The sequence below is a fragment of the Rhizobium sp. SG741 genome (assembly GCF_012275435.1).
Taxonomy (GTDB): Bacteria; Pseudomonadota; Alphaproteobacteria; order Rhizobiales; family Rhizobiaceae; genus Rhizobium; species Rhizobium lusitanum.
The window spans coordinates 229,087-254,426 of the sequence record NZ_JAAZQP010000003.1 but is presented as its reverse complement, the minus strand read 5'-3'; the positions used below and the strand labels follow the sequence as shown (position 1 = coordinate 254,426).

Genomic DNA, 25,340 nt, shown 5'->3' with positions numbered 1-25,340 from the left:
GAGCGCGGAGGCTTAAATGGCCCGTGACGCCGGTCTCGAAGAATTGCTGAGAGAAGAGCTCGGGCAGCGGCCCGGGCTTAGCGAGAAAGCGATGTTCGGCGGCTGGGCCTTTCTGCTCAACGGCCACCTCCTTTGCGGCGCGCGCGAAGACGGTCTGCTGATACGCCTCGGCAAGGGCAACGACGCCTGGGCGCTGGAGTTGCACGACATCAAGCCCATGCTGTCAGGTAGCCGTGAAATACAGGGCTGGGTGCGCGCCGGGCCGGAAGCCTATGGCAACGACATGCTGCGCAAGCGGCTGCTTCTTGCCGCGCTGGACTTCGTCGAAGGCCTGCCGCCGAAATGAATGACTATCGGCGCCGCCCTCTTCTCCCCAGCGGGGAGAAGATGCTCGTCAGGACAGATGAGGGGTGAGCGACGAAGGAGTGAACGTCTGAGGGAGAAGCAAAGACGGCATATGCCGCACTCCCCCTCATCCGACCCTTCGGGCCACCTTCTCCCCAGCGGGGAGAAGGAGAACCACCAAACCAGAGGTAAGAGCAACCATGCCGAAAGCCAATCCACGTCATCCGAAATTCCCTATACCGGGCGGTCCGGAGCTGCGCGCCAAGGGCTGGCGGCAGGAAGCACTGCTGCGCCTGCTCGAAAACGTGCTCTCTGTCGGCGAAGATCCGGACAACCTCGTCGTCTATGCCGCGCTCGGCAAGGCGGCGCGCAACTGGGCGGCACACAAAGGCATCGTCAAGGCCCTGACCGAGATGGATGAGAATCAGACGCTGCTCATTCAATCCGGCAAGCCGATCGGGTTGGTGCGCACGCATGACAAGGCGCCGCTTGTCATCATGGCGAACTGCAACATCGTCGGGCAGTGGGCGAAGGCGGAAGTCTTCTATGAACTGCAGCGCAAGGGCCTGATCTGCTGGGGCGGTCTGACGGCCGGCGCCTGGCAATATATCGGCAGCCAGGGCGTCATCCAGGGCACCTACGAAATCTTCATGCGCATCGCCGAGCGCCGCTTCGGCGGCGATCTTTTCGGCCGCTTCGTTTTGACTGCCGGGCTTGGCGGCATGGGTGGCGCGCAGCCGCTGGCGGGCCGCATGGCGGGTGCTGCCATCCTCTGTGTCGATATCGACGCAGAGCGGGCGAAGAAGCGCCAGGAGATCGGCTATCTGCAGGAGATCGCGCCGGACCTCGATTCCGCGCTGGCGATGATCGATGCTGCGGTCAAGGAGAAGCGGGCGCTCTCGGTCGGCCTCGTCGGCAACGCCGCGGAGATCTATCCCGAGATCGCAAGGCGCGGCATCGTGCCCGATATCGTCACCGACCAGACATCGGCCCATGACCTCGTCTATGGCTATGTGCCGAAGGGCATGAGCCTGCAACAGGTCAAAGACCTGCGCGACGACGGCCAGGGCCAGCTCATGGCGGCAAGCCGCGCCTCGATCGTCGAGCATGTGAAGGCCATGCTCGATTTCCAGAGACAAGGCTCGGAAGTCTTCGACAACGGCAACCTGATCCGCACCCAGGCGAAGGAAGGCGGCGTGGCGAATGCCTTCGATATCCCGATCTTCACCGAAGCCTATCTGCGTCCGCTCTTCTGCCGCGCCATCGGCCCCTTCCGCTGGATGGCGCTTTCGGGCGAGGAAAGCGATATCGCCCGCATCGACGACCTGCTGCTGGAAATGTTCCCGGACAACAAGATCGTCACCAACTGGATCCGCCTTGCCCGCGAGCACGTGCCCTTCGAGGGGTTGCCGGCGCGTATTGCATGGCTCGGCCATGGCGAACGCACGGCACTTGCCCGGCGCGTCAACGAGCTTGTGGCAAGCGGCGAGCTGAAAGGCCCGATCGCCTTTTCGCGCGACCATCTCGACGCCGGCGCGATGGCACATCCGAACATCATGACTGAAGGCATGAAGGACGGCTCCGACGCTATCGCCGACTGGCCGTTGATCGACGCCATGATGCTCTGCTCGTCCATGGCCGATCTCGTGGTCGTCCATTCCGGCGGCGGCGGCTATGCCGGCTACATGACGAGCTGCGGCGTTACCGTGGTTGCCGATGGCACGCCGGCCGCCGACGAGCGGCTCGACCACGCGCTCACCAACGACACGGCGCTCGGCGTCATGCGCTATGCCGACGCGGGCTATGAGGAGGCCCTGGACGAAGTGGCGAAAAAGGATGTGCCCTATATCCGTCTTGGATGAGCACATCTGTTCTTCGGAACAGTGACCGACTAAGGTCCCGGGCAATTCGAAATGACCTGTTTTACACGCAACTCCGGGCGGAAGACCGCCACACACTTTTCCTGGAATTGCTTTGGAGAGTTGCCCGTGATCCCCTGGACCCTGCTCGACACTGCGAAAATCCCCGGCGGCGGCGAGCTGCGGCTGAAGCAGCGCGGCCAGGAATTTTCCATCATGCTCGGCACCAACGAGCTGATGAACAGCCGCCTCAGCGGCTCGGAACGCGCGCTTGCCACGCTCTCCTGCGAAAAGATCAAGGCCCGGAAAGCGCCGCATGTGCTGATCGGCGGCCTCGGCATGGGGTTTACCTTGCGTGCGGCCCTCGGCGAGTTGGGTGCGGACGCCAAGGTGACGGTCGCGGAACTGGTTCCGGCCGTCGTTGCCTGGGCGCGCGGACCGATGGCCACCGTGTTCGACGGCTGCCTCGACGATCCGCGCGTTGCCATTCACGAAGGCGATGTGCGCCCGCTCATCGGTACCGCAAAGGCGGTCTATGACGCCATCCTCCTCGATGTCGACAATGGTCCTGACGGCATCACGCAGGAGGCCAATGACGGCCTCTACGATTATCGGGGCCTCAAGGCCGCCCATAATGCGCTGCGCCCGAGCGGCATTCTCGCCGTTTGGTCTTCCGGACCCGACGAACGCTTCACACGGCGCCTGCGCGATAGCGGCTTTGCCGCTGAGGTGGTCAACACCCGCGCCAATGGCAAGAGCGGCGCGCGTCACGTTATTTGGCTGGCGACGAAAGCCTAGAGCATTTCCAGGAAAAGTGCGTAGCGGTTTTCCGTCTGGAATGCGTAAAGAAACAAAAGGATAGAGCATTTTCGCGATTCGAAGAAAAGCGAAAACGCTCTAGCTCCGCACCCACTAAAGATAGCGCGTTTCCTCCGGCGCCTTGTCAAAACGATCGTCGCGGCCATCGAAATAGCCGACGGGAAGGGAGGCGAGCTCCTCGTCGGTGGCGTCATCCAGGCAGCTGATACTGACCGCATAGAACTTGCCGCCAAGCGCAGGGTTTTCGCCCCAGTTGAAAGAACTACGCCGCAATTCTTGCAGAAAAGATGATGCAGGATGCGCGGGCCGAACTGATATTCACCGATGCTGTCTTCGCCCGAAACCAAGCGGAAATCGGCGGGTGTTGCCACAGCCAGCCAATTGCGCTTCTTCTTGCAGATCGAGCAATTGCACTTGAAGGTGCCGCCCTGCAGGTCGAGATCGGCATCGTAGCTGACGGCGCCGCAATGGCAGCTTCCATGATAGGTCTTCTTCATCACACTCATCCTTCCCTTGAGGTGGCTTCCGCATAGGCGACGTATTTGTCGAGTGCTTGCTCCCAGCCGCCGGTCTGCAGCTTCAGTTCGGTATCGTCAGGCAGCTCGACCTTGCGGAAGACGAGGCGCGTCTTGTCGCCGAGCTCGTGCAATTCCACCGTGACCTTCATCTGGTGCCCGGGTTTGCCGTCCTGGTCCTCCCAGGCGAAGGTAAAGACGAGACGCTCGGGCGGGACGATCTCGAGATAGCGGCCATGGCTCCAATATTCCTTGCCCTCCGCCGTGAGAATGCAATGCCGCCAGGCTCCCCCTTCCCGCAGATCGACCGAGACGGCTGAGGCGGTCGTGGTCTGCGGACCCCACCAGCGCATCAGATGCTCGGGCTCCGTCCAGAGGCGAAACAGCAAGGTACGCGGCGCGGCAATTTCGCGGGTCAGCACGATCTCGCGCAGTGGGCGCGGGCTCCGGATCTCATTTGCTGCGGTCATCAGTTCCTCCCCGTTGCAAGGCTGCGGCATAGGCTTCCAGGCGATCGAGATTTTCGTTCCAGAATTGGCGGTAGCTTTCCAGCCAGTCATCCACCTGCATAAGCGGTTTGGTTTCCAGCCGACATGGACGCCACTGCGCCTCCCTGCCCTTCGAGATCAGGCCGGCTTTCTCCAGCACTTTCAGATGTTTGGAAACGGCAACCAGCGACATGTCGAACGGTTCGGCCAGCTCGGAAACGGAGGCCTCGCCGGTCGTGAGCCGCGCCAGAATGGCCCGGCGGGTCGGATCGGCAAGGGCAGATAGTGTCATGCTCAACGTGTCCATGCAGGTCATAAACCATAAAGTTAATTAACTTATTGGTTTAGTATATCCCCGGCCGAGACATGTCAAGTAACCCAAAGCTGGGCTGACTTGCCATGCAAACGAAACGCGAGCTCGACAGCGCGCGTAATCTCAGGAAAGGGAATTGGAAACTTCTATCAGATTGTGATCCGGATCGCGGAAATAGACCGAGAGAATCGGGCCGGTCGCACCAGTCCGGCGCACAGGGCCTTCCTCGATCGCGACGCCTTCGGCCTGCAGATGAACGATGACATCGTCGATCGGCGTGTCGCTGATGAAGCAGAGATCGGCCGAGCCCGGCGTCGGTCGATCGGCTTTCGGTTCGAATTCATGCCCCGCGCGATGCAGATTGATCTTTTGGTTGCCGAAGGTCAGCGCCTTGCGGCCTTCGCCGAAAGTCTCCACGCCCATGCCGAGGACACGGGCGTAGAAATCGCAGCTTTGCTCGATGCTCGCGACTGTCAGCACGAGATGATCGAGATGGTCGATGCGGATCATTTTCAGTCTCCGGCCTTAGCGGCGAGCCAGCCTTGCGACCGCAAAGGCACTGACAAGGCAGATCGCCAGCATGATGAGGATGAAGGCAACCACGGCATTCCAGCCGTCTGCAAGCCAGAAATAACCGCCGAGCGAACCGGCAATGCTGGAGCCCAGATAATAGGCGAGCAGATAGAGCGAGGAGGCATGCCCCTTGGCGCCGCGGGCAAGCCGTCCCACAAGGGCGCTGGCCACGGAATGGGTCATAAAGAAACCGATCGTCACCAGAACGATGCCGAGGATGATCAGCGGCAGCGACGTGGCGAGCGTGACGGCCGCACCAAGTGCTGCGATCAGCACGCCGGCCGGCAGCACGACGAAGTGACCGATGCGATCGCCGAGGAGGCCCGCTGCCCAGGAGGCGACGATGCCGAAGAGATAGGCGGTAAAGATCAGGCCAAGTTCGGTCTGGCTGAGGTTATAGGGAGCGGCGACGAGGCGGAAGCCGGCATAGTTATAGACCGTGACGAAGGAACCCATGACGAGGAAGCCGATGGCAAAGAGCAGAGGCAGCGCCGGGTTGCCGAAATGGCCGCTCCAGGCCTTTACGTGGAAGGCAATATCGAAACCTTTGCGCGGCGTGAAATTGCGCGACGGCGGCAGCAGATAGAGAAAGCCGGTGGCGGCGATCAGCCCGAGAATGCCGACAGCGGCCAGTGCCGGCCGCCAGCTGAAGAATTCGGCGATCGTGCCCGTCACGACCCGACCGGCCATGCCGCCGAAGGCGTTGCCGGCGATATAGAGGCCCATGGCGCCGCCGAGGCCGCGCGGCTCGATTTCCTCGGCCAGATAAGTCATGGCAACTGCCGGCACGCCGCCCAGGAGGAAGCCTTCGAGGGCGCGGAAGACCAGCAGGACATGCCAGTTCGGTGAGACGGAGCAGACGAGCGTGCAAAGGGCAGCACCCAGCAGCGATATGAACATCAGGCTTCGGCGGCCGAGGCTTTCGGAAACGGCGGCCGCGCCGAAGATCGCAAAGGCGAGGAAGCCGGTCGAAAGCGACAGCGACAGCGAGCTGGCCGCCGGCGTAACGCCGAAATCCTGCGAGAAAATCGGCATCAGTGGCTGCACGCAATAGAGCAGCGAGAAGGTGGCGAAACCGGAGAGGAACAGCGCAATGGTCGCGCGCCGGAATGCGGGCGTACCGCGCGTGAGGTATTGACGGGGCTCAACCGTTGGCGCGCTCCTGACGAGCGTCAATTCCGGACGGGAGGGAACTTCGGAAGCGGTGATTTCTTGCTTTTCAGCAGCGCGGAACATGGGGGGATCCAACCTTTGTTGTCCAGAAATCTAGTCAATAGCGCTTCATTAGTCCAATATATGGAACAGGCGATTTCAATATGTTTTGGAGATAGCGATGGAGCTGCGTCATATCCGCTATTTTCTGGCGCTCGCGGAAGAAGGGAACTTCACCCGCGCCGCCGCCAAGCTCGGCATCGGGCAGCCGCCGCTCAGCCAGCAGATCAAGGATCTGGAGAACGAGGTGGGGGCGCAGCTGTTTCACCGCGTGCCGCATGGTGCCGAGCTGACGGCGGCCGGCGAAGCCTTTCTGGCCGAGGCGAAAACCGCCGTCGATGCGGCGGAAAAGGCGAAGCTTGCAGCTCAGCGCGCAAATCGCGGCGAGATCGGCCGCCTGTCGCTCGGCTTTACCGCCTCCTCCGCCTTCAACACCATCGTCACGGCGACCATCCGCGAGTTTCGCGATCACTGGCCTGAGGTACGGCTGTCGCTCACCGAGATGAATACCAACGCGCTGATGGAGCGGCTGATACGCGGCGAGATCGACGCCGCCTTCATCCGGCCAGGTCTGGAAGATCCGCGCGATGTGCGGTTGAAGCGTTTTGCCGACGAGCCGATGCTGATTGCGCTGCCGGCCCATCATCCCCTTGCCGCTAGAGATCGCCTGCCGGTCGCAGCGCTTGCCGGCGAGCCTTTCATTCTATTCCCGCGCATGGTCGGCCTCAGCCTCTATGACGATATCGTCGCGGCCTGCCGCGAGGCCGGCTTCGAGCTGGTCGTGACGCAGGAGGCGCCGCAGATCCCGTCTGTCGTCAATCTCGTCGCCGCCAATCTCGGCGTTTCCATCGTTCCCGCCTCGATCGCGCAGATCAAGCTCGACGGCGTCGCCTATCGCCCCATTGACGGGCCAGCGCTCGTCGCGCGTCTCGGCCTTGCCAGCCTCAAGGCGCAGCGTTCGCCCGTCGTTGCCAACCTCATGAGCCTGATTGCTGATTAGCCTTCCCGGTCCCAATAGGGCGGATCGCCGAACGCCTTTCTCAAGTGATCGGCGATGGCGCGCAGCTTTGCCGAGGGATTGCGCCCCTCGGGATGCGCCATGAAGATGAACTCCGCCTCCGGCCGACAACCCACATCGATTTCGACGAGCCGCCCCTCCTTTATCGCCGGACCCGCGATGAAGGTCGGCAACAGCGCGATCCCCAGCCCCGCAATTGCCGCATCATGCATGACGTCGCCATTGTTGACGCCGAATGCCAGCTTTCCCCTGATGATGACGGCGCCATCCGGCCCCTGGAAACGCCAATCGGCGACGCCACGATTGGCGTAGAAGATACCGCGATGGTTTTCGAGATCGGCCAATGAGGCAGGCCTGCCGTAGCGGCTGAGATAGTCCGGTGCTGCAACGAGAAGACGGCGGCTGCGGGCGAGCGTCCATGCGACTAAGCGGGAATCGGCAATCAACCCATGGCGTATGATCGCATCATAGCCTTCCGATGCTGCATCGACCCGGCGGTCGTCAAGGTCCAATGTCAGCTCGATCCCGGGGTGATCGGCGAGAAACGGATAGAGAGCCGGGCCGAGATGCCTGCGGCCGAAGGTGACGGGCGCTGCGATGCGCAGCGGTCCTGTCAATGTCCCGCGCCGTTCCGCAAGATCGGCAGCGGCCTCGCGTACCTCGTGGGCGATACGTGTCGCTCGCTCCAGAAAGGCGGCGCCATCCTCCGTCAAGGTCAGCTTGCGGGTGGTGCGATGAAGCAATGTCGCCCCCAACGCCTTCTCCATTTCCGACAGGCGCTCGCTGACGACGGATTTTGACAGGCGCAGGCGTCGCGCCGCTTCGCTGATCGACCCCGCCTCGGCAACGGCGACGAAGGCAGTGATCCCGTCAATCTTCAACATCGTTCGGCGATTCCGAATTCGAGTTCCATGATTTGAAGACTAATCCGAACGATCGGAAAAGACCATCTTCCGCGTATCGGGCAGACCGAAAGACACGTCCTCACACAGGAGATGGAACAATGAACCGCTTGAATGGAAAAGTCGCGATCGTCACCGGCGCCAGCTCCGGCATCGGCCGCGCCACCGCAAAGCTTTTCGCCGCCGAAGGCGCCAAGGTTATCGTCGGCGCCCGCCGCGGCGCGGAACTGGAAAGCCTTATCGCGGACATCAAAGCCGCGGGCGGCGATGCGGCCGCGTTGGCCGGCGATGTCCGCTCGGAAGACTACCACAAGGCGCTGGTTGCCCTTGCGGTCGAGCGTTACGGCAAGCTGGATATCGCCTTTAACAATGCCGGCACGCTCGGCGAGGCCGGTCCCAGCACCGAGGTTTCAGAGGCAGGCTTTGCCGAAGCCCTGGCGATCAACCTCACCGCATCGTTCCTGGCCGCCAAGCACCAGATCGGCGAAATGGTCAAGCACGGCGGCGGCTCGGTGATCTTCACCTCGACCTTCGTCGGCCATACCGTTGGCTTCCCGGGCGTTGCCGCCTATGCCGCCAGCAAGTCCGGCCTGATCGGCTTGACGCAAACACTTGCCGCGGAATTTGGCTCGCAGAATGTGCGCGTCAATGCCATACTGCCAGGCGCGGTCGATACCGATATGTATCGCGAGATGAACGACACATCCGACAAGCAGGCTTTCATAACCAATCTGCATGCGCTGAAGCGCGTCGCCGGTCCCGAAGAAATTGCCCGCTCGGTCCTCTATCTCGCCTCCGATGACGCAAGCTTCGTCACCGGCACGGCGTCGCTCGTCGATGGCGGCGTATCAATCACGCGTACTTGACCGCCCCTTTTCACGACGCAATTATCGCCGGCTGCATCAGCAATCTAGAGAACGCCGACATGATCCCGCAAAGCCTGAATTGGCTGCGGGATCATGTCGCTGGAATGCTCTGAATGGACAGGAACTGGCCGTGGGTTCTGCTCCCGCGGCAGCCTTTCCGTTTAGAACATCGTATTGTTGTTCATCGATTTTTCCGGGATCGGCTGCACCGAGTCCCAGTGCTCCTCGATCTTGTTGTTCTCGACGCGGAAAATATCGACGATGGCGCTGCCCCTATCGCCCGGCTGGCGAATATTGTGGACACGCAGGATCACAAAGTCGCCGTCGACCATGACCCGCTTGATCTCGCTCTTCGACTGCGGATAGCTTTTCTTCAGGTACTCGAGGAAGCCGCGCAGGCCTTCCGGACCATCGGCAGCCAGCGGGTTGTGCTGGACATATTTGCCGAGATATTTGGAGGCGGCGTCGAAGTCCTTGTCATTCAGCGCCTTCTGGTAGAAATCCAGAACGATCTCCTTGTTCTTCTGCTCCTGCGGCGAATAGGCCCGCCCCGCCAAAGCCGGCACGGCGGCAGCCACGATCGGCAGGGCGATCATCACAACTTTCATCAATTTCAAAGCGTTACTCCTTCGATCAGACCCGGTCAGTCTCGTTGAGCAGGACGAGCGTCGCAAATGACAAGGCTGTGATGCCCGGTAACCATCTGCCCGGAGACCTTGGCCGAGCTGCTCGATCTCAACGTCATTGCCGCCCACCGCCGGAGCATTGACGACGATGCCCGAACGCTGCGATTGCCTATTATCCGCCAAAGGCTTAGGCTGATTGCCAAAAGAACAGGCGACGGGTTCAACCATGGTTCTCGCAGGAAAGCGCATCCTTCTCATCATCTCCGGCGGCATCGCGGCCTATAAGAGCCTCGATCTGATCCGCCGGCTGCGCGAACGCGGTGCGAGCGTGCGCCCTGTCATGACGGCAGGCGCCCGGCAGTTCATCACGCCGCTTGCCGTCGGTGCCCTCGCCGCCGATCACGTTTTCACCGATCTGTTTTCCCGCCAGGACGAGCAGGATGTCGGCCACATAAGGCTTGCACGCGACTGCGACCTCGTGCTGATCGCGCCCGCGACCGCCGATCTGCTCGCCAAGATGGCAAACGGGCTGGCGGACGATCTCGCCTCCACCATATTGCTCGCCACGGACCGGCCAGTGCTTGCCGCGCCGGCCATGAACCCGAAAATGTGGGCCCATGCCGCAACGAAGCGCAATGTCGAGATGTTGCGTGGCGACGGCATCGCTTTCGTCGGCCCCATGAAGGGGGAAATGGCTGAAAGCGGCGAGACAGGCACGGGCCGGATGGCGGAACCGCTTGAGATCGTCGCTGCCGTCGAGATGCGGCTCCATGATGGTGCCAAGCCGCTTGCCGGAAAGAAGGCCATCATCACCTCGGGCCCGACGCACGAACCGATCGATCCCGTGCGCTATATCGCCAACCGCTCGTCGGGCCGGCAGGGCCATGCCATCGCCTCAGCGCTCGCAGCGCTCGGCGCCGATGTCACCTTGGTCTCGGGGCCTGTCACCATTCCCGATCCGGCGGGCATGCACGTCATCCATGTCGAGCGCGCCGACGACATGCGCGATGCCGTGTTGGCGGCGCTGCCGGCCGACATCGCCGTCATGGTCGCCGCCGTTGCTGACTGGAAGGTAGCTTCCGCCTCAGACCAGAAGATCAAAAAGCATCCGGGCGAATCCCTCCCGACGCTGGCGCTGACGGAAAACCCCGATATCCTGAAGACCGTCGGCCATCATACGCAGCGGCCAAAGCTCGTCATCGGTTTTGCCGCCGAGACGCAGGACGTGGAGAGCAATGCGCGGGCAAAGCTGGAGCGCAAGGGCGCCGATATCATCGTTGCCAACGATGTCTCGCCCGCGACCGGCATCATGGGCGGCACGCGCAACCGCGTGAAGATCATCCGTCACGATGGTGTCGAGCAATGGCCAGATCTCGACAAGGACGACGTGGCGGTGCGGCTGGCGGCGCTGATCGCCGAGCAGTTCAAGCAGGGATAGCGGCTGGCATCCGGTTCTCGCCGGAAGCGCGTTCTTCCGGCTGGAAGGGCGTGACATGAACGCCGGTATCGTCGATCAGCACGGCGCTGCCATCGGGAATTTCCCGCCAGGCGTCGATATCGTCGTTCAGAGGTTCCGATACCAGGCAGTATCCCGAGCCGACGGGCGATGCATAGAGCGTTGGCGCCTTGCGGTCGGTGGCATAGCGTATTGCGTGCAGCGATTTGCCGTCGGAGAAGGCGGCCGTGAATCGCACGAGTGCCGAGCCGGTCAGATGGATCGACAAGCCTTCCACAAAGCCGATGGTCTCCGCGATCGCCGCGACCGGATTGGCCGCCAGGCCGAATTGCATCGCCAGCAGAAACAGAAGCTCGGAATCGGTGGTGCCGCTGCGCGCGTGGAACAGCCTGTCATCGAGCATGGCTTCCATCGGACGTCGCAGACGGTCGAAGTTGGAAATCTGCCCGTTGTGCTGGAACGTCCAGTTCTCGAGAACGAAGGGATGGCAGTTGTCGCGCCGCGTGCCGCCGCCGGTGGCGGCACGGACATGGGCGAGGAAGAGCGGCGAACGGATCTGCCGCGCCAGGCTCTTGAGATTGCAGTCGGACCAGGCTGGCAGGACGTCGCGATAGCGGCCCGGCTCCGGCCGATCACCATACCAGGCGATGCCGAAGCCGTCACCGTTGGTCGCCGTCTTGGCGCGTGTGGCGCAATGGGATTGTTCGATCAGGGAGTGGGCGGGCGAAGACACCAGCTCCTCCAGATAGAGGGGGTCTCCACGATAGGCTGCCCAGCGACACATGCGTCTTTCACTCCGATTCCGGCTGTTTTTCTGTCCCGCGAGAGAATGGCAAATCTTGGACGATTGTTCATGCAGAATGGGTAACAAACTCTTAATTTTCCATTCCCTGACAGCCAAGATGACAGATATTTGACGCCTCGTCCGATCACATTTCGCATCGCAACATTTTCTTCGTGAGCCCATGCCGGCAAGGCTTTCGTCGAAGGAATCTCGTGAAAAGCATTTCGCTGCGACAAGAAGTGTGAAGTTCGCCGGCGCCGAAACCCTTGCATTGGGTGAAATTTGAGCTACGTTTGTCATATCTGAAACGTAACGAAAGGAAGGTGATCCAATGTCTAGTGAGATTTCGGTCTTCGTACCGGGCATGGAAATGGTCGTGAACGTTGCGAGGCAGCCCTCGCACTGATCAACGCCTTCCGGAAGCGCCTGGCGCTTCAGGCCAGTTACGGGCCAAAGCTCATGGGGGGTCGCTAACGCGGCCCCTTTTTGCATTCCTGGGCATCAGTATCCTGACGATTTCAGCAGATCGCTGCCGACCTTGATCCATAACAAGTTCGTTTTTTTCCTTGCCGAATGGGAACAGCGCCTTAGCTAACTATACATGTCTTCTCAGGAACAGCCCGATCAGGGCGAAGCCGAACCGAGGCCGCTCAAAGAGCCGGCACTCACCGCACTCTCACTGTATCCTCGGGACTGGGCCCTGTTCCTCGACATCGATGGAACATTGCTCGATCTCGCCGAGAGGCCCGAGGCGATCGTCATACCGGACCATCTTCCCGCTACGCTCCATGCGCTTTCCCGCCAGCTCGGCGGCGCGCTGGCGCTGGTGACGGGACGCTCGATCGAATTTGTCGATCCGCTGTTTGCGCCTTTCCGTTTTCCGGTTGCCGGCCTGCACGGCGCGGAGCGGCGCGATGCGGCCGGACGGCTGCGGCGCACGCATATTCCGCCTGCCTTCCAGCAGATGAAGCAGACCATCGCTCGCGAGGCCCATGCCTGGCCGGGCGCTATCGTCGAGGACAAGGGTGCCGCCGTTGCGGTTCACTTTCGGCATGCGCCTGGGAGTGAAGCCGAGATCGCCGCGGCGATGCAGCGCCACCTTGAGGATGCCGGCCCCGACTGGAGCCTGCAGCACGGCAAGATGGTGGTTGAAATCTGCCCTGCCCATGCCAGCAAAGGGCACGCCATCGAGGCATTCCTCGGTGAGGCTCCTTTCGAGGGGCGCCGTCCAGTCACGATCGGCGACGACGTGACCGATGAGACGATGTTCGCCGCCGCCAACCGGCTGGGCGGTCAATCCGTGCGCATCGGCGACGGCAACGGAAAAACGCTCGCACGTGCATCCATTGGCTCGCCTGCGCGTTTAAGGGACGTGCTGGGAACGCTCGTCAAATAATCTCCCAATCATTGCGGCGCCCTCCCAGCCCTCTTGAAAGGAATAATCCGTGAGTCGTCTCATCATCGTTTCCAATCGCGTTTCCGTGCCCGATCACAAGGGTGCCGCAGCTGCGGGCGGCCTTGCCGTGGCGCTGCAGGCAGCCCTTGCCGAACGCGGCGGCGTCTGGATGGGCTGGTCCGGCAAATCGAGCGGCGAGGCTGAGCCGGAGCCGCTGCAGCTGACGCAGGACGGCAATATCACCTATGCCCTGACCGATCTGACCCAGACCGACGTCGAGGAATATTACCAGGGCTTTGCCAACCGTGTGCTCTGGCCGATCTGCCACTACAGGCTCGATCTTGCGGAATATGCCCGCAAGGAAATGACCGGCTATTTCCGGGTCAACCGCTTCTTTGCCCACCGGCTTGCGCCGTTGATCAAACCCGACGACGTCATCTGGGTTCACGACTATCACCTCATTCCACTGGCGGCCGAGCTGCGGCAGATGGGGCTGAAAAACCGCATCGGTTTCTTCCTGCACATTCCCTGGCCGCCGGCAGACGTTGTGCAAGCCATGCCGGTGCATGAAGAAATCATGCGTGGCCTCACCTCCTACGACCTGCTCGGCTTTCAGACCGATCATGATCTTGAAAACTTCGCGGGCTGCCTGAAGCGCGAGGGCATGGGCATCGAGAAAAGTCCTGGCCATTTCAACGCTCACGGCCACGACTTCCGCGGCGGCGCCTATTCCATCGGCATCGAAACGGCAGGCTTCGCCGCCTTCGCCCGCAAGGCCGCGTCGCACAGCATGGTGCAAAAGGCGCGAAAGAGCATTGAAGGCCGCGACCTGATCCTCGGCGTCGACAGGCTCGATTATTCCAAGGGCATCACGCAGCGCATCGACGCCTTCGAGCGTTTCATCACCAACAATCCGGCTCACCAGCGCAACGTCACCTATCTGCAGATCACCCCGAAATCGCGCTCGGAAGTGCCGGAATACGAGGCGATGCAGCACGCCGTCGCCGAACAGGCCGGCCGGGTCAACGGCGCCATCGGCACAGTCGACTGGGTGCCGATCCGCTATATCAACCGCTCGATCAGCCGCCCGATACTGGCCGGTCTCTACAGGCTCGCCAAGGTCGGATTGGTGACGCCGCTGCGCGACGGCATGAACCTCGTCGCCAAGGAATATGTCGCGGCGCAGGATCCGGAAGATCCCGGCGTGCTGGTGCTGTCACAGTTTGCCGGCGCGGCGCGCAAGCTGCACGGTGCTTTGCTGGTCAATCCCTATGACGTCGATGGTACCGCCAACGCATTGGCGCGCGCCGTCAACATGCCGCTGCAGGAGCGACAGGAACGGTGGCGCGGCATGATGGACTACCTGCTGGAACACGATGTCTTGCACTGGTGCGAGACATTTCTGACCGATCTTACGGCAGAGTAAGCGATCGCGTCTGCGCAATGGCCGCTTCCGACAGCAGCCATTGAGCCAGCCGCTCCGCATGCAGGCTCGGCGCTGCCGGCGGCAAGAGCCAATAGCCGCGCCCCGGTGCTTCCAGCATCGGACCTGCCGTCACCAGCGTACGTGCGGTGAGAAGCGAATCGATGAGGCCCATCCAGCCGATCGCCACACCTTGCTCGCTGAGTGCTGCCTGCACGACCAGGGAATAGGTATTGAAGCGCAGGTCGCCACGGCCGGCATAGCTGTCGCGGGCAATGCCGAATGCCGCAAGATAGCTTTCCCAGTCGAACCATGGCGACGGCATATCGGAATCGAGATGCACGAGCGTGGCGCGCGCCAGTTGCGAGGGATCGGTGAATGGGCCGTGGCGATCTGCGAAGCCACGGGTACAGATCGGCACGACCTTTTCCGGCAACAGCAGCGTTGCTCCCGGACCGAACTCGTTTCGTGCGCCGAAAACAACGACGATATCGCTGCTTTCCGGTGCGCCGCGATCGAGCCGCTGCGTCGCGACGATCTGGATATCCACTTCAGGGTGAAGCAGCCGGAAGGCATGCATACGGGGAATCAGCCAAAGTGCTGAGAAGGCGTAGTCGGTTCGTAGCCTGACCGAAGGGCGCTCCGCCTCTGCGCGAAAGCTGCGCACCAGCATATCGACGCCGCCGACTGCCTTCTCGACGATTTCGAACAGACGCTGTCCCTCAGGCGAGAGCTTGACGCCGCGATGCTGGCGGTGGAACAGGGACACGCCCATCTGCTCCTCGATGCGGCGGATCTGGTAGCTGACGCCCGGCTGCGTCAGGCCAAGCGCCAGGGCCGCGGAAGACAGGCTGCCGGAGCGCCCGACCTCCAGGAAAATTCGCAGCCAGCCAAGATCGACCGAACGTTCAGCCATAGAATTTCCTTTTGGCATCCATCAAAAAATGCCCGCTTTACAGCAGGAACGCTAGTGATGTTCAATAAAATAATCCAATAGCAAGAAGGGAGCTATCGTCATGCGCATTTCCGCCATGGGTTGGCTCGCAGCCGGCCTCTGATTTCCAAGGAAAACACTTACATGTCGCGCCCGAATATCCTCATTCTCATGGTCGATCAGTTCAACGGGACATTGTTTCCCGACGGGCCGGCCGAGTTTCTGCATGCGCCGGTTCTGAAAGCCTTGGCGCAACGCTCCGTGCGCTTTGCCAACAGCTATACGGCAAGCCCGCTCTGCGCCCCCGCGCGGGCCTCCTTCATGTCCGGCCAGTTGCCGAGCCGCACGCGCGTCTATGACAATGCAGCGGAATTTTGCTCCGATATCCCCACCTTCGCTCATCATCTACGCGCCGCCGGCTATCAGACGGCTCTGTCAGGCAAGATGCATTTCGTCGGTCCCGATCAGATGCACGGCTTCGAGGAGCGGCTGACGACCGACATTTATCCCGCCGATTTCGGCTGGACACCTGACTACACCAAGCCCGGCGAACGCATCGACTGGTGGTATCACAATCTCGGCTCGGTGACCGGGGCCGGCGTCGCCGAGATCACCAACCAGATGGAATATGACGACGAGGTTGCCTATCACGCCACCCGCAAGCTCTACGATCTCTCGCGTGGCCAGGACGAGCGGCCCTGGTGCCTGACGGTCAGCTTCACCCATCCGCACGATCCCTATGTTGCGCGGCGCCGCTTCTGGGATCTTTATGAGGATTGCCCGGCGCTTGACCCCGAAGTCGGCGAAATCCCCTTCGACAAGCAGGATCCGCATTCCCAGCGGCTGATGAAGGCATGCGATCATACCGCCTTCGACATCACGCCGGAGCAGATACGCCGGGCGCGGCGCGGCTATTTCGCCAATATCTCCTATGTCGACGAAAAGATCGGCGAGATACTGGAGGTGCTGGAGCGCGGCCGCATGGCCGACAACACCATCATTCTCTTCGTCTCAGACCACGGCGACATGCTCGGCGAACGCGGCCTCTGGTTCAAGATGAACTTCTTCGAAGGCTCCGCGCGCGTGCCACTGATGATCATGGCACCCGGCTGGCAGCCGAGACGGATCGATCAGCCGGTTTCGACGCTCGACGTGACGCCGACGCTTGCCGGCTTGGCCGGGCTCGATATCACATCGTTGCGCCGATGGACCGATGGCGAGGACCTGGGTCCGCTTGTCCTTGGAACCGGAAGCCGCAGTCTCGTGCCGATGGAATATGCCGCGGAAGGGTCCGAAGCTCCGCTCGTCGGCCTGCGCGATGGCCGATACAAGCTGACGCTTTGCGACAAGGACCCGCCGATGCTCTTCGATGTCGAGGCCGATCCGAAGGAGCTGACCAATCTCGTCGGCGATCCCGCCCATGCCGAAACGCTGCACCGATTGACCGCGCAGGCCATGGAGCGCTGGAACCTGGCGAGCTTCGACGCGGCGGTGCGCGAAAGCCAGGCGCGGCGATGGGTCGTCTACGCGGCGCTGCGCAACGGCGCCTACTATCCCTGGGATTATCAGCCGCTGCAGAAGGCCTCGGAGCGATACATGCGCAACCACATGGATCTCAACGTCCTGGAGGAGAACAAGCGCTTTCCGCGCGGCGAGTAGGATCTCGGGGTAGCCCGCCGCAAACCGAGACGATATCGTCGCGCCGGCACAAGGGAGAAAATATCCATGAAAATCAGCGCGAGAAACCGTCTCAAGGGCAAGATCGTCGAGATCACCAAGGGCGCGACGACGGCTCATGTCCGCATCGATATCGGCAACGGCTCCATCGTTACCTCCTCGATCACCAACGAGGCGGTCGACGAACTGGGCTTGACTGTGGGATCAGCGGCCTATGCCGTGATTAAGGCATCCGACGTCATGGTCGCCGTCGACTGATATCAGAAGCGGGCATGATCCCTCGAAGGCCGTTCCATGCTTTGGGAAGATGCCTAGGCCTTCTGGCAGTAATGCGCCGTCCCGCCGTCGCCGGTCTGGAAATCGCCAGGCTGCGGCGGCGCGATCGGCTTGAACAGCGTCCGATCCGGCTTCAGATCGAGCAAGGGCGTCCCGTCCAGGCAATCGAGCCCACGCACCAGCAATACGGCACCCTCCACGGCTTCGAGCTTGACGATCGATGTGCCGATGGGATTGGGCCGAACCGGGGAGCGCAGTGAGAAGGTGCCGTGCACCTTGCCGTTGCTCGCCGGGCTCTGCAGCACGAGATCCCGGCGCGAACGATCCAGCCAATAGAGAATTTCCAGGCGCTCGAAAGCCTCCACGCCCGTCAGCGCCGGCACCCAGGGGTCGAAAATCTCGATCCGGCACAGCGGCCCGTCATGCCGGCCTTGGCGCGGCGTCTCCATGCGGGATGTCCAGGGCGTGGAGATGCGGCCGATGAAGGTGAGACCGGCATCCGATGCCGTAGGTGGCTCGACAGCCACCTCGTTGTCGCGAATCTCGTTCTCACGGACCATGGATTGCCTCCTTCACCGGTGCCGGTTACTTCATGCCCTTCAGCAGGGCGGCCAGCTGAGCATCCGTCAAATCGACCTGATAGAACAGCTTGTAGAACGTCTTCACATCGCCGGCGAAATCGCTCCTGAAGAGCTTCGGATAGAGCAGCCTTTCCAGCCAGCGCACGCCGAGGAGCCTGTTGACGCCGGGCGGCGAATCAAACCAGCCGAAAGGCAGGGACGGCGGCACGAAGATCTTGCCATCCTTGACGGCCTTGATGCCTGCCCACTGCGGATCACTCCTCATCGACGCCGCGAAATTTGGGTCATCGGCGATGATGATATCCGGATTCCAGCCGACGACCTGCTGCGGCGTCACCTTGGTCAATCCACCCTTGCCGGCGGCGGCCGCGACGTTCATCGTACCCACGACATCGAGGATCTCGAGATTGATCGAGCCTGACAATCCCGTCTCCAGGCCATCGGCGCCGCGGCCGTAATAGACGCGCGGCCGCGGATCGCTCGGCAACGTCGCCAGCTTGTCGTTCAGATCCTTGATTGCCGAATCGGCATAATCCGCAAGCTTGTTGGCACGATCCTCGACGCCGATGAGAGCACCGACATCGCGAAGTGTGTCGCCGGTGCGGCCAAAGCTGCCGTCGATAAGGACATAGGGAATATGGGTCTCGGCCTGCACCTTGTCGGCCAGCGCCTTGTAGGTGGGATCGACCGTGCCGGCATCGAGGATGATATCCGGCTTGGCGTCCGTCACGGCCTGCGAGCCGATCGTGCCATCCTTGCCCGTCAGGCGCCCGATGGTCGGAAGCGCGCGCACCGACGGCATCAGATAGGCTTTCGCGGCATCATCGGGGGCGTGAACCCAGCCGACCAGCTTCTCCGGTGCGAGAACATAGACCAAAACGGCGGCCGGCGGCCCGGCAACCAGGATATGGTTAATCTTGTCCGGCACCGATACCGTACGCCCCGCCGCGTCGGTGATGATTCGTGCCTCGGCCGGAACAGGCAATAGTCCGACAAATGCCAGAGCAAGAACCGCAAAAAATTTCATCATGAAAGTCGCCCGCTATGATCGAAGAGATCCCGGGGCGGCACTATGGCATAGCGCTATATTGGATGGAACATCGCGACAACACTATTCCAAAGCCAAACACGTCGAACCGATGAACGCCGCTCAGTAGAGCGGACAGCGGCAGAGCAATGGTCGCAAATATCACGCCGCCTTGACGGCGTGATATTCCTTGATGGCGACCATTTTGATAGCCGGATAACGTTCGGACTCGTATCGCAGGGAAAAACCATCCTGTGCGAGGAAAACCGGGTCACCGTCGAGATCGCGGGCGATATCGCCGCGGCGGGCGGTCACGAATTTTTCGAGGTCGGCCGCCTGGTCGGCGGAGACCCAGCGGCAGACGGAGAAACGCGACATCTCGAAGGAAACCGGCAGGCCGTATTCCCCCATCAGCCGCTCCTTCAGCACGTCGAGCTGCAGTGCACCGACGACGCCGACGATGGCGGGCGAGCCGTCTTCCGGCGAGAAGAGCTGCACGACGCCTTCCTCGGCCATCTGCTGCAGCGCTTCCTTGAGCTTCTTCGCCTTCATGGCATCCTCGAGACGCACGCGGCGCAGGATCTCCGGCGAGAAATTCGGCACGCCCTGGAAGACCAGCGGTTCGCCTTCCGTCAGCGTATCGCCGATGCGGAGCGTGCCGTGGTTGGGAATACCGACGACGTCACCGGCATAGGCCGTATCTGCAAGCTGGCGCTGCGAGGCGAAGAAGAATTGCGGCGCGGTCAGGCCGAGCTGCTTGCCGGTGCGCGACAGACGCGCCTTCATGCCTCGCTCCAGCTTGCCCGAGCAGATGCGCGCAAAGGCGATGCGGTCGCGGTGGTTCGGATCCATATTGGCCTGGATCTTGAAGACGAAGGCCGTCATCTTGTCGTCGGTTGCGTGAACCGTCCTGATATCGGCGACCTGATCGCGCGGCGGCGGCGCGAATTCGCCGAGCGCATTGATGAGATCGCGAACGCCGAAATTGCGCAGCGCCGAGCCGAAGAAGACCGGCGTCATATGACCTTCGAGGAACGATTGCCGATCGAAGGGACGGCAGGCTTCGATCGCCAGTTCCGTTTCGTCGATGAAGGCCTGCCGCTCGTTTTCCGGTAGCCTGTCGGCAACGGCTTGCGGGCCGTTGACGTGGGTCGGTTCGATTTCCCTGTCTGAGCCGCGCACGGTGTTATCGGCCAGATGATAGGAGCCGCAAAAGCTCTTCGCCCGGCCGATCGGCCAGGTGATCGGCGCCGTGTCCAGCGCCAGCTTTTCTTCCACCTCATCGAGAATTTCGAAGGGATCGCGGCTTTCGCGGTCCATCTTGTTGATGAAGGTGATGATCGGGATATCGCGCATGCGGCAGACTTCGAACAACTTCAGCGTCCGCGGCTCGATGCCCTTGGCGGCATCGATGACCATGACGGCGGCGTCGACGGCGGTGAGCGTGCGATAGGTGTCGTCGGCGAAGTCTTCGTGGCCGGGCGTATCGAGAATGTTGAAGACATTGCCTTCATATTCGAAGGTCATGACCGAGGTGACGACCGAGATACCACGCTCGCGCTCGATCTTCATCCAGTCGGAGCGCGTCTGGATGCGATCCTTCTTCGCCTTGACCTCGCCGGCAAGCTGAATGGCGCCGCCGAACAGCAGCAGCTTTTCGGTGAGCGTCGTCTTGCCCGCGTCCGGGTGAGCGATAATAGCGAATGTGCGGCGGCGGGAGACCGCCTCGGCGAGACTTTCGGCCATGCGTGTGAATCCTGTGAATTGCGGCGTATCTAGCGTTTCAGAGGCTGGATTGCAATTGACCTTGGCCGTTCGAGCGCAAACTAATGCCGCATGACCATTCACACAGACACTCGTCCGACCCTGAACCTTATCCGCCTGCCGCATGGCGAAGGCCTTGATATGCCCGCCTATGAGACCAAGGGCGCAGCCGGCATGGACCTGCGCGCAGCCCTCAAGGACGGCGTAACGCTGACGCTCGCTCCCGGCAAACGGGCGCTCGTTCCATCAGGCTTTATCTTCGAGATTCCGGAAGGCTATGAGGCGCAGATCCGCCCGCGCTCCGGCCTTGCATTCAAGCACGGCATCACCTGCCTGAATTCGCCCGGCACCATAGACAGCGACTATCGCGGCGAAGTGAACGCTCTACTGGTCAATCTTGGCGAAGAGCCGTTCGAGATCACGCGCGGTATGCGAATCGCTCAGATGGTCATCGCTCCGGTCACGCAAGTGCGTGTTGCGGAGATCACCGAAGTCAGCGAGACCGCGCGCGGCGCCGGCGGCTTCGGCTCCACCGGCGTGTGATGACGGATCTCGCCGGACAGCATGGCCTGACGCTTCGCCAGAACTATTTTGCCGATCCCCTCGCCTGGAAGGGGCTGGTTGATCTTTTGCAAGACACGTTTTCCATCGACGTCGGTGTGCAAGATCAACTCGGCGGTCCTGATCCCAGCAGCATGCCGCTCGGCTATTTCGATGCCGACGGTCGCTGCGTCGCCAACTTCAGCGCCTTCTCCATGCCGATGATGATCAATGGCCGCGCCATCAAAGCGGCGGGCTATCAATCCGGTGCGGTTCGGCCCGAATGGCGCGAACGCGGCCTTTATCGCAACCTCATGCAGCGCGCCTTTGATCGAACCTCAGCCGAGGGTTACGAACTCGATCTCCTGCTCACCGACAAGCCGGCGCTTTACGAGCATTACGGTTTTCGAACCCTGCCGCAGCATGTCTTCATTGCGCAGGCGCCGAAGCCCCAGAAATCCGACTGGACTGCCCGGCAGCTCTCCTTGGAAGCGCGTGATGATCTGCGCCTGATCAAGACGCTTCTACAAGGTCGGCAGCCGGTTTCCGCCCGTTTTGCCGTCATCAGGCAGATGGAGATGTTTTTGCTGAATGCCTGCTTCAATCCTGCGATCCGCCTGACGGCAATCGGGGATGAGGCGGTGATTGCATGGACATTTGATGGCGCCACTTTCTGGCTTCTGGATGTAGCGGGAACGGCTATTCCGTCCCTGTCGATCATTTTGTCCGCGCTTGATATCGAACCGGATCGCATCGAGATCTGCTTTTGTCCGGATCGCCTGGATTGCGAGGTGTCGCTGGAGCCTTATGAGGGCTACACGATGCTGATGGTGCGCGGCAAAGCGGCAGACGATATTACCGGGCCGCTCATGCTCTCGCCCATGGCGGAATTCTAGCGCGAAAGCGGCGGCAACCGACGCTTGACCGGCGTTGCCTTGATCATCGACGTATTCGTCTCCGCCCGGTCGGTGATCTTGTCGAGAATGCCGTCGAGCTCGCCCATGGAGCGCACCACCAGGCGGCCGATGAAGCAATCATCGCCGGTCACCTTGTCGCATTCGATGAATTCCGGTGTTTCCTGAATGATCCGCTCGACGACGTGCAGTTGCCCGGGCAGGGGTCGGATGCGGACGATCGCCTGCATGGGGTAACCGATCGCCTCCGGCGCGATATCCACCGTGAAAGCCGAAATGACACCGCGCTCTTCCAGCCGACGCAGCCGCTCCGCAGCACTCGGCGACGAGAGGCCGGCCGCCTCCGCCAGCTCCTTCAAGGAGATCCGGGCGTTGCGCGCCAGCGCCTCCAGCATCCGCTGGTCCGTTTCATCAAGACCGATCGCCGCATTAGGCACATCCATGTTTTGTCCTTATATAATTAGGAAAAATGGCCGTAATTCCTTATCTAAACTATATCATCAAGGCTTCCCTGGCAATATTATTTGCTCCCACAAGCGGGAGCCATGGCAATGAGCGAGATAAGACGCGGTACGATGGAAATGACGGCGGCCATGCTGATTTCGGGGACGATCGGTTGGTTCGTTCTGATGTCGGGGCAGGCGGTGACCGGCGTGGTATTCTGGCGCTGCCTCTTCGGGGCGATGACGCTTCTCGTCGTCTGCGCGGCCATGGGCCTGCTGCGCCCCGGCATGCTCAACGCGAAAACATTTTCGATCGCCGTTGCCGGCGGGGTCGCCATCGTCCTCAACTGGCTGCTGCTTTTCGCTGCTTATTCGCATGCCTCGATCTCGATCGCCACGACCGTCTACAACACGCAGCCCTTCATGCTTCTCGGGCTCGGCGCGCTATTCCTCGGCGAAAAGATCACGCTCACAAAGCTCTTCTGGCTCGGCCTCGCCTTTGCAGGCATGGTCGTCATCGTCGAGGGCAAGCCGACGGAAACGGGCGGCGCGGCAAGCTATGCGATCGGCATCCTGCTCTCGCTGAGTGCTGCCTTCTTCTACGCGCTGGCGGCAATTGCCGCGAAATGGCTGAAGGGTACGCCGCCGCACCTGATTGCGCTTATCCAGGTCTCCACCGGCGTCCTGATGCTTATTCCCTTCACAGATTTCGCCGCCGTCCCGCGTGATGCCGGCGGATGGTCCATCCTCGTCACCATGGGCATCGTCCATACCGGACTGATGTACGTGCTGCTCTACGGCGCCATCCAGAGGCTGCCGACACACCTCACCGGCGCGCTGTCCTTCATCTATCCGATCGCCGCCATCGTCGTCGATCGCTTCGCCTTCGGCCATGTGCTCGGCGTCACGCAGATCACCGGTGCCATCGTCATTCTGGGGGCTGCGGCGGGCATAAATCTCGGCTGGACGATCCCCCTGCCCCGTCCTAAAAGCGGGCGTCTATCAAAGGGAACAGCCGAATGATCACCTGCTATCTGCGCTATACGATCGATCCCTACAAGCTCGCCCAATTCGAACATTACGCCAAGCTCTGGATCCCGCTCGTCAATCGGCTGGGCGGCACGCACCACGGCTATTTCATGCCGCATGAAGGTGCCAATAACATCGCGCTGGCGCTGTTCAGCTTCCCGAGCCTTGCCGCCTACGAGAACTATCGGCAAGAGATGGCCGAGGATGCGGAATGCCGCGCCGCCTTTGCCTATGGCGAGGAAACGCGCTGCATTGTCAGCTATGAACGCAGCTTCATGCGGCCGGTCTTCTAGGCTTATTTGGCTGGTTGCGGGCAGGTTTCCGGCTGGCCGTCGAGACCCTCGGTCAGTTTCTCGAAACTCGCGCTCGGCTTCGCCCCGTCTCCGCCGAGATGTAGGACATAGAGACTGTCGAAATCCTTGCCATGCCATTTCGGCACCGCCTTGGCGTCACCGCCATTCTCACTCATCAATTGACGGGCGAGATCGACAATCTGCTTATGCTCCCAGGCGACGAAGATCAGCTTGCCGGCATAATCAGGCTTTTCGAGCGCGGCCTTCAGGCCGTCGATATCCTCATAGCCGAAGCTGGTATCGACCGGCAGCCCGAGTGCGATGGCGGTGGGCTCGATGGTCGCGAGCGGGCGCACATAATCGTAGGAGGCGCCGGAGTCTTCCTTCCGTTTCGATGGATCGGGCGCAAAGACCGCTGAGGGATGACCGAAGAGCCGCGTCAGCACTGGTGGCAAGGCGAGCGCGCGGTTAAGCCCCTGACAGCTCAGCTGCCCGAGACCGGCCTCCGGCTTTTCACCATGGCGCAGGAAAACGATCGTGCGCGTCGTCGTCTCCGCCGCAGAAGCCGCGGAGACAAAACCGCATGATGCGAGTGCAAGCAAGCCTGCGGCCAGCCGCAGCGGAAGCCTCCGCATCAACGCTGCGCTTCGAAAGCCATACGAACAGCAAGGCCCGCCAGCACCGTGCCCATCAACCAGCGCTGCACCAGCGCGAAGGACGGGCGGCGGACGAAGAACAGCGCGACGGAACCGGCGGTCAGCGCGAAAATGGCATTGAAGGTCAGGCTGACGGCAATGTGGACGAAGCCGAAGACGACGGATTGCGTGAAGACGCTGCCGTTGGCGGGATCGATGAACTGCGGCAGCAGCGAAAGATAAAGCACTGCGACCTTCGGGTTCAGCAGGCTGGTCACCAGTCCCATCGAAAACAGCCGGCGCTTGCTGTCCTTCGGCAGCTCGCGCACCTGAAAGGCGGAACGACCGCCGGGCTTCAGCGCATTCCAGGCCAGCCAAGCGAGATAGGCGGCGCCTGCCAGGCGCAATGCATCATAGGCGAAGGGCACGGCGAGGACGAAAGCTGTGATGCCGAGCGCGGCCGAGAGCATGTAGAAGACGAAGCCCAAGGCCACGCCGCCGAGCGAGATCAGCCCTGCCGCCGGCCCCTGCGAGATCGATCGCGACACCAGATAGATCATATTCGGCCCGGGGGTCAAAACCATGCCGAGAGCGATCAAGGCAAAGGCGATCATGCTGGTCAGATGCGGCAT

Annotated in this window: 28 protein-coding genes and 1 pseudogene; 14 read left to right on the top strand and 15 right to left on the bottom strand. The window is 61.6% G+C overall.

From position 1 onward, the window contains the following. The first annotated feature begins 16 nt into the window (after positions 1-16). The 3 genes from FHT29_RS09690 to FHT29_RS09680 all read left to right on the top strand — a co-directional run bounded on the left by FHT29_RS09690 (position 17) and on the right by FHT29_RS09680 (position 3,002). Entirely contained in the window at positions 17-346 is a 330-nt protein-coding gene (locus FHT29_RS09690; protein WP_047556236.1) for a TfoX/Sxy family protein, read from the top strand. Positions 347-545: 199 nt separating this feature from the next. Continuing rightward, complete coding sequence (locus FHT29_RS09685; RefSeq protein ID WP_047556238.1) at positions 546-2,207, top strand: urocanate hydratase; 1,662 nt, start codon at positions 546-548, stop codon at positions 2,205-2,207. Between the two features lie 126 nt (positions 2,208-2,333). Beyond that, positions 2,334-3,002 carry a parallel beta-helix repeat-containing protein gene (locus FHT29_RS09680; RefSeq protein ID WP_047556240.1) on the top strand — a complete coding sequence of 223 codons (669 nt, stop codon included), beginning with the start codon at positions 2,334-2,336 and terminating at the stop codon, positions 3,000-3,002. 114 nt (positions 3,003-3,116) lie between these two features. Here FHT29_RS09680 and FHT29_RS09675 read toward each other — a convergent pair. The 5 genes and pseudogenes from FHT29_RS09675 to FHT29_RS09655 all read right to left on the bottom strand — a co-directional run bounded on the left by FHT29_RS09675 (position 3,117) and on the right by FHT29_RS09655 (position 6,148). After that, positions 3,117-3,520 (bottom strand): annotated as a pseudogene (locus FHT29_RS09675) (GFA family protein). A gap of 5 nt (positions 3,521-3,525) precedes the next feature. Beyond that, positions 3,526-4,008, bottom strand: coding sequence for an SRPBCC domain-containing protein (locus FHT29_RS09670; protein ID WP_052212121.1), 483 nt, complete (start codon positions 4,006-4,008; stop codon positions 3,526-3,528). Further along, positions 3,992-4,333 (bottom strand): metalloregulator ArsR/SmtB family transcription factor, encoded by a 342-nt coding sequence (locus tag FHT29_RS09665; protein ID WP_047556244.1) that lies wholly within the window; start codon positions 4,331-4,333, stop codon positions 3,992-3,994. Before FHT29_RS09665 ends, FHT29_RS09670 begins: the two co-directional genes overlap by 17 nt. 129 nt (positions 4,334-4,462) lie before the next feature. Then, complete coding sequence (locus FHT29_RS09660; RefSeq protein ID WP_047556246.1) at positions 4,463-4,849, bottom strand: VOC family protein; 387 nt, start codon at positions 4,847-4,849, stop codon at positions 4,463-4,465. Between the two features lie 15 nt (positions 4,850-4,864). Further along, the gene (locus FHT29_RS09655) at positions 4,865-6,148 is read right to left on the bottom strand and encodes an MFS transporter (RefSeq protein ID WP_047556248.1); all 1,284 of its coding nucleotides are present in this window, start codon (positions 6,146-6,148) and stop codon (positions 4,865-4,867) included. A gap of 97 nt (positions 6,149-6,245) precedes the next feature. Here FHT29_RS09655 and FHT29_RS09650 point away from each other — a divergent pair, with 97 nt between their 5' ends. Beyond that, on the top strand, positions 6,246-7,124 hold the full coding sequence (locus FHT29_RS09650) for a LysR family transcriptional regulator (protein ID WP_047556250.1): 879 nt from the start codon (positions 6,246-6,248) through the stop codon (positions 7,122-7,124). Here FHT29_RS09650 and FHT29_RS09645 read toward each other — a convergent pair. Further along, positions 7,121-8,026, bottom strand: coding sequence for a LysR family transcriptional regulator (locus FHT29_RS09645; RefSeq protein WP_047556253.1), 906 nt, complete (start codon positions 8,024-8,026; stop codon positions 7,121-7,123). The genes FHT29_RS09650 and FHT29_RS09645 overlap by 4 nt on opposite strands. 119 nt (positions 8,027-8,145) lie before the next feature. On the opposite strand from FHT29_RS09645, the gene FHT29_RS09640 reads away from it, so the two are divergent. Then, positions 8,146-8,910 (top strand): SDR family oxidoreductase, encoded by a 765-nt coding sequence (locus tag FHT29_RS09640; protein ID WP_047556254.1) that lies wholly within the window; start codon positions 8,146-8,148, stop codon positions 8,908-8,910. Positions 8,911-9,071: 161 nt separating this feature from the next. Here the strand turns inward: FHT29_RS09640 and FHT29_RS09635 are convergent, their stop codons facing one another. Further along, positions 9,072-9,518 carry an ester cyclase gene (locus tag FHT29_RS09635; RefSeq protein ID WP_210166074.1) on the bottom strand — a complete coding sequence of 149 codons (447 nt, stop codon included), beginning with the start codon at positions 9,516-9,518 and terminating at the stop codon, positions 9,072-9,074. 244 nt (positions 9,519-9,762) lie between these two features. Between FHT29_RS09635 and coaBC the strand changes: the two genes are divergently transcribed. After that, positions 9,763-10,974 carry a bifunctional phosphopantothenoylcysteine decarboxylase/phosphopantothenate--cysteine ligase CoaBC gene (gene coaBC, locus FHT29_RS09630; RefSeq protein WP_047556257.1) on the top strand — a complete coding sequence of 404 codons (1,212 nt, stop codon included), beginning with the start codon at positions 9,763-9,765 and terminating at the stop codon, positions 10,972-10,974. Here the strand turns inward: coaBC and FHT29_RS09625 are convergent. Continuing rightward, a complete protein-coding gene (locus FHT29_RS09625; protein ID WP_047556258.1) occupies positions 10,961-11,776 on the bottom strand; it encodes a class II glutamine amidotransferase in 816 nt (271 codons plus the stop codon). The genes coaBC and FHT29_RS09625 overlap by 14 nt on opposite strands. Positions 11,777-12,377: 601 nt before the next feature. On the opposite strand from FHT29_RS09625, the gene otsB reads away from it, so the two are divergent. Then, the gene (gene otsB / locus FHT29_RS09620) at positions 12,378-13,172 is read left to right on the top strand and encodes a trehalose-phosphatase (RefSeq protein WP_047556260.1); all 795 of its coding nucleotides are present in this window, start codon (positions 12,378-12,380) and stop codon (positions 13,170-13,172) included. Positions 13,173-13,221: 49 nt separating this feature from the next. Next, positions 13,222-14,598, top strand: coding sequence for an alpha,alpha-trehalose-phosphate synthase (UDP-forming) (gene otsA, locus FHT29_RS09615; protein WP_037202937.1), 1,377 nt, complete (start codon positions 13,222-13,224; stop codon positions 14,596-14,598). On the opposite strand, the gene FHT29_RS09610 is transcribed toward otsA, so the two are convergent. Further along, the gene (locus FHT29_RS09610) at positions 14,585-15,511 is read right to left on the bottom strand and encodes a LysR family transcriptional regulator (RefSeq protein ID WP_047556262.1); all 927 of its coding nucleotides are present in this window, start codon (positions 15,509-15,511) and stop codon (positions 14,585-14,587) included. The genes otsA and FHT29_RS09610 overlap by 14 nt on opposite strands. A 162-nt stretch (positions 15,512-15,673) precedes the next feature. On the opposite strand from FHT29_RS09610, the gene betC reads away from it, so the two are divergent. Continuing rightward, complete coding sequence (betC, locus tag FHT29_RS09605; RefSeq protein WP_168599625.1) at positions 15,674-17,188, top strand: choline-sulfatase; 1,515 nt, start codon at positions 15,674-15,676, stop codon at positions 17,186-17,188. 66 nt (positions 17,189-17,254) lie between these two features. Next, positions 17,255-17,464: a molybdopterin-binding protein gene (locus FHT29_RS09600; protein WP_034489026.1), complete on the top strand. Its 210-nt coding sequence runs from the start codon at positions 17,255-17,257 to the stop codon at positions 17,462-17,464. 53 nt (positions 17,465-17,517) lie between these two features. Here the strand turns inward: FHT29_RS09600 and tsaA are convergent, their stop codons facing one another. The 3 genes from tsaA to FHT29_RS09585 all read right to left on the bottom strand — a co-directional run bounded on the left by tsaA (position 17,518) and on the right by FHT29_RS09585 (position 20,836). Then, entirely contained in the window at positions 17,518-18,042 is a 525-nt protein-coding gene (gene tsaA / locus FHT29_RS09595) for a tRNA (N6-threonylcarbamoyladenosine(37)-N6)-methyltransferase TrmO (RefSeq protein ID WP_047556265.1), read from the bottom strand. Positions 18,043-18,067: 25 nt separating this feature from the next. Then, a complete protein-coding gene (locus FHT29_RS09590; RefSeq protein ID WP_168599624.1) occupies positions 18,068-19,093 on the bottom strand; it encodes an iron ABC transporter substrate-binding protein in 1,026 nt (341 codons plus the stop codon). 159 nt (positions 19,094-19,252) lie between these two features. Continuing rightward, complete coding sequence (locus tag FHT29_RS09585; RefSeq protein WP_037202929.1) at positions 19,253-20,836, bottom strand: peptide chain release factor 3; 1,584 nt, start codon at positions 20,834-20,836, stop codon at positions 19,253-19,255. A 90-nt stretch (positions 20,837-20,926) separates the two neighbouring features. On the opposite strand from FHT29_RS09585, the gene dut reads away from it, so the two are divergent. Both dut and FHT29_RS09575 read left to right on the top strand, forming a co-directional pair. Beyond that, positions 20,927-21,397: a dUTP diphosphatase gene (gene dut / locus FHT29_RS09580; RefSeq protein ID WP_037202928.1), complete on the top strand. Its 471-nt coding sequence runs from the start codon at positions 20,927-20,929 to the stop codon at positions 21,395-21,397. Beyond that, positions 21,397-22,290, top strand: a complete 894-nt coding sequence (locus tag FHT29_RS09575; protein ID WP_168599623.1) for a GNAT family N-acetyltransferase — start codon at positions 21,397-21,399, stop codon at positions 22,288-22,290. Before dut ends, FHT29_RS09575 begins: the two co-directional genes overlap by 1 nt. Here FHT29_RS09575 and FHT29_RS09570 read toward each other — a convergent pair. Next, the gene (locus tag FHT29_RS09570; RefSeq protein ID WP_168599622.1) at positions 22,287-22,751 is read right to left on the bottom strand and encodes an Lrp/AsnC family transcriptional regulator; all 465 of its coding nucleotides are present in this window, start codon (positions 22,749-22,751) and stop codon (positions 22,287-22,289) included. The two genes, FHT29_RS09575 and FHT29_RS09570, sit on opposite strands and share 4 nt — an antisense overlap. Before the next feature lie 108 nt (positions 22,752-22,859). Between FHT29_RS09570 and FHT29_RS09565 the strand changes: the two genes are divergently transcribed. Further along, complete coding sequence (locus FHT29_RS09565) at positions 22,860-23,774, top strand: DMT family transporter (RefSeq protein ID WP_168599621.1); 915 nt, start codon at positions 22,860-22,862, stop codon at positions 23,772-23,774. Then, positions 23,771-24,073, top strand: coding sequence for an NIPSNAP family protein (locus FHT29_RS09560; protein WP_037202923.1), 303 nt, complete (start codon positions 23,771-23,773; stop codon positions 24,071-24,073). The genes FHT29_RS09565 and FHT29_RS09560 overlap by 4 nt, the downstream gene beginning before the upstream one ends. Before the next feature lie 2 nt (positions 24,074-24,075). Here the strand turns inward: FHT29_RS09560 and FHT29_RS09555 are convergent, their stop codons facing one another. Together FHT29_RS09555 and FHT29_RS09550 are read right to left on the bottom strand one after the other, a co-directional pair. Further along, on the bottom strand, positions 24,076-24,708 hold the full coding sequence (locus tag FHT29_RS09555) for a hypothetical protein (protein ID WP_168599620.1): 633 nt from the start codon (positions 24,706-24,708) through the stop codon (positions 24,076-24,078). Continuing rightward, the gene (locus FHT29_RS09550; protein ID WP_037202919.1) at positions 24,708-25,340 is read right to left on the bottom strand and encodes a LysE family translocator; all 633 of its coding nucleotides are present in this window, start codon (positions 25,338-25,340) and stop codon (positions 24,708-24,710) included. Before FHT29_RS09550 ends, FHT29_RS09555 begins: the two co-directional genes overlap by 1 nt.